The sequence below is a fragment of the Actinomycetota bacterium genome (genome assembly GCA_035536535.1).
Lineage (GTDB): Bacteria > Actinomycetota > JAICYB01 > JAICYB01 > JAICYB01 > DATLNZ01.
In genome coordinates this window covers 1-3666 of record DATLNZ010000026.1, presented here as the reverse complement: position 1 = coordinate 3666, position 3666 = coordinate 1, and the positions used below count along the sequence as shown (strand labels likewise).

At 67.8% G+C, this 3666-nt stretch carries 3 protein-coding genes and 1 tRNA gene; 3 read left to right on the top strand and 1 reads right to left on the bottom strand.

Annotated elements, in window-relative coordinates:
* Window positions 1-74 precede the first annotated feature (74 nt).
* Together VNE62_02020 and VNE62_02015 are read left to right on the top strand one after the other, a co-directional pair.
* Window positions 75-1064, top strand: coding sequence for a hypothetical protein (locus VNE62_02020; protein HVE91065.1), 990 nt, complete (start codon window positions 75-77; stop codon window positions 1062-1064).
* 16 nt (window positions 1065-1080) lie between these two features.
* On the top strand, window positions 1081-1947 hold the full coding sequence (locus VNE62_02015) for a DnaJ domain-containing protein (GenBank protein HVE91064.1): 867 nt from the start codon (window positions 1081-1083) through the stop codon (window positions 1945-1947).
* Between the two features lie 424 nt (window positions 1948-2371).
* Here VNE62_02015 and VNE62_02010 read toward each other — a convergent pair.
* A tRNA-Leu gene (locus tag VNE62_02010) sits at window positions 2372-2454 on the bottom strand.
* A gap of 133 nt (window positions 2455-2587) precedes the next feature.
* Between VNE62_02010 and VNE62_02005 the strand changes: the two genes are divergently transcribed.
* Window positions 2588-3448, top strand: coding sequence for a DnaJ domain-containing protein (locus tag VNE62_02005; GenBank protein ID HVE91063.1), 861 nt, complete (start codon window positions 2588-2590; stop codon window positions 3446-3448).
* Window positions 3449-3666 lie beyond the last annotated feature (218 nt).

Here is a 3666-nt window from a genome sequence, read left to right as displayed (position 1 = left end):
ATATCTGGCAGAGAAGCTGACGCCTGCGGACTGAGCCATAGGGGGCCGAAGTGGACCACGTACCACCGCGAATCGTGCGACGGCTGGTGCTGGTCCCCCTTGCGCTGGCCATCGCGCTGGCGCTGCTCGCGCTGTCTCCGGCGTTGCTGGCCGCGGCCGCCGTGGCCGACCTCGTTCTTCCGGGTAACTGGCGAACGCTGCGGCTGGTCGGATTCGCGCTCTGTTACCTGGCGATGGAGGTGGTCGGTTTCGCGGCGATGTTTGTCCTGTGGGTGGGCAGCGGGTTCGGGCTGTGGATGCGCTCGGAGCGTGTCCAGGCATGGCACTACGCGTTCATGGCCTGGTGGCTGAGAACAACCGACCGCTTCGCGCGCTGGCTGTTCCGGTTGAGGATTCACATCGAGGACCCCCCGGCGCCCCGGCCGGGGCCGGTCCTGGTGTTCAGCCGGCACGCCGGTCCCGGGAACTCGTTGCTTCTGATAGGCACGATCCTGGTCGGCTACGGCCGGCGGCCGCGCATCGTCATGTTGTCGAAGCTCCAGTGGGAGCCGCTGTACGACGTCATGCTCAACCGCGTGCCCAACCGCTTCATCCGCCACGATCCCTCCCGCCGCGAGATCTACCTGGAAGCCATCGCGGACCTCGCACGCGGGATGGGAGACCAGGACGCCTTCGTGCTGTTCCCGGAAGGAAAGGACTTCACCCCGCGCGTGCGCAGGCGAGCCATCGAATATCTACGGCGTAAGGGCCACGGGAGGGCGGCGGATCGCGCGGAGGGCATGAAGCGCGTCCTGCCTCCGCGGCACGGTGGCGTCATGGCCGCCCTCGAAAGCGCTCCCGATGCCGACGTCGTGTTCGTGGCGCATTCGGTCCTGGAGGACCTGGGGACGCTGAAGCAGCTGTGGAGCAGCATCCCCCTGGACCACCCGGTCCACTCGCGCTACTGGCGGCTTCCTGCCGCTGAGGTCCCGAAGGGAGAGGAGCAGCTGATCGAGTGGTTGTACCAGTGGTGGGAGCGGATCGATGCCTGGATCCAGGATCACGCAGTGGCTCGCGGAGCATGACTCAGGAGGGAGCGCAGTGAAGGAAGCGAAGCTGCCGAACCACTACGACGTCCTCGGCCTCCCTCACGGAGCCTCCTACGGGGACATCCGGGCGGCGTACCGGAAGCTGGTCCGCCGGTACCACCCCGACGCCGCACAGGACCTTGATCCACAGCAAGCCGCCTCCCGACTCGACAAGGTGCTCGCCGCCTGGTACACGCTCCGCGACCCGGAGGCTCGAGCGGCCTACGACCTGGAGTTGGGCGCACCGAACGCGTACGACATGAGGCAGTGGGAGCCGCCACCCGTCCCGCGCGGCTTCGCCCTGTTTCCCAAGGCCGCCACCATGTTCAGCTGGACGGAAGGCGAACTTCTGCACCGTGTGGCCGACCGCTACCACAGGGCGCTCAGCCTCGAGGCTCGGGGGCCGGACCTATCCGGTCTGGGCGACGTACCCGTCTGGCGCTTGAAGGTCAACCACTCCCAGCTGGATGACTCCCAGCTCGTTCACCTCCGGCGCATGGATGGGATGTTCTGGCTCGATCTGGCCGGGACGAAGGTAGGTGACGACGGCATGAGTCACCTCGCTCAGCTTTCCAACCTGAACCATCTGGACCTGATGGGTACCCGGGTCACCGATGAGGGGCTGCGCGCCATCGGCGAGATCAAGTCGCTGGAGTACCTGTCTCTCGGGGAAACCTCCGTCACGGACCAGGGGCTCGCGCACCTGGAAGGGCTGACGAACCTGGGGGCCCTCGTCCTCAGCGGGACACAGGTTCAGGGGCCGGGACTGGCATGTCTTCACGGGATGCAGGACCTCGACAACGTCCGGCTCCCGTGGCGCGTGAAACGGGGGGACCGGAGGAAGCTTCAGGAGGCCCTTCCTCGGTTGAGGCTGCTGTAGATCCCCCGGCTGTGCGCCTCGGAACAGCGCCCGAGATGGGCGGAGGCAGACTGCTGTCAGATGAGGACTGAGTGGCTCGTCGTGCGCTTGTGTTCTGCCAGGGCGGGTCGGGCTGCCCAGGCACGATCAGTTCGGCCACGACCTCCACTTCACCGACCGTTCCAGTCGCATCCCACGGCACGACGCGGCTGAGCGATCCGCCGCGTGGTCGCGCCAGCTCACCCGCGCCGAAGGGGCCCGAGCACGTCCGGGACGGCCGCGCCGAGAGCAGGTCCGTGCCGCCCTGCGCCGCGTCGAGCACCGCCGCCAGGTCGGACGGGAAGCGAGAGCTCTACGACGCACTCGGCGTGCGCCTGCGGTACGAGCCGGGGGAGGCCCGGATCCGGGTGGAGTGTCAGCCGGACCCCGGTGTACTCAGGGTTCGTGTCGGAGGGGGGACTTGAACCCCCACCCCCTTGCGGGGACATGGCCCTCAACCATGCGCGTCTGCCATTCCGCCACTCCGACTAGGGCCGACCCATCGTAGCGGCTCCCAAGCGACGGCTCGCCGGGTGCCGTGGACGATGACGCGAGGTTGCGGTGATAACGTCGACGGCCCTCAGGCAGATGCGTGCGCAGGTCGGACGATCGGGAGGGCCGGTTGACAGGAGCGACCTCTCCTAACCACTACGACGTCCTCGGCGTAGAACCGGGAGCCTCGTACGGGCGGATCCGATCTGCGTACCGCGACCTCGTGCGCCGATATCACCCCGACGCATCATCGGACCTTGATCCGCAGCAAGCCAGCGCACGGCTGAACAAGGTGCTCGCTGCGTGGAGGGTTCTCGGCGATTCCGACGCCAGGGCCGCCTATGACCTGGAGGTCGGGCTTGCGGATCCGCATGACCAATGGGAGCCGCCGCCCGTCCCGCCGGGATTCGACCTGTTCCCGAAGGCGGGAGTCATCTTCACCCGCACGATGGGAGAGCCGTTCCACCGGCTAGCCGACAGGTACCACAGGGCTTTGAGCCTGGAAGCCCGAGGGCCGGACCTGTCGGAGCTTCGGAACCTGCCTGTCTGGCGCTTAAAGGCCAACAGCCCCGATCTCGACGACGCACAGCTCGTCCACCTGCGGGAGATAGACCGCATGTTCTGGCTCGACCTGTCCGGGACCAAAGTGGGGGACGCCGGGATGCGCTGTCTCGCGGGCCTGCCGAACCTCAACCACCTGGAGCTGTGGGACACCCTGGTGACGGACCAGGGACTTCAGGCGATCGGTCAGACGCCCTCGCTGGAATACCTGTCACTGGGTGAGACGTCGATCACCGACGAAGGACTCGTTCATCTGGCCGGGCTGACCAACCTGGATGCACTCGTCCTGACCGGCACGAAGGTCCGGGGGCCGGGACTTGTCCACCTCCACGGAATGCAGGACCTGGACAGCGTCCGCCTGCCGTGGCGCGTAAAGCGGGACTCCCGGCGTCGGCTCGAGGAGGCGCTGCCTCGGCTGAGGATTCTGTGAGCGCGGCCCCCGGCTGAAGCGGAAAGGCCGTGGGCGACGTCCCCGGCCCCCGAGGCGGCCCAGAAGCGTGACCTGGCGGCCCCCGGTGGTAACGTGGACGGTCCCCATGCAGCTGAGGCGCGGCGTCCGGTTAGGCCGGCCGTTCGGGATTCCCCTTCTGGCCCACACGTCGTGGTTCCCGGCGGCAGGGCTTCTCGTCGTCCACTTCGCCCAGGGCG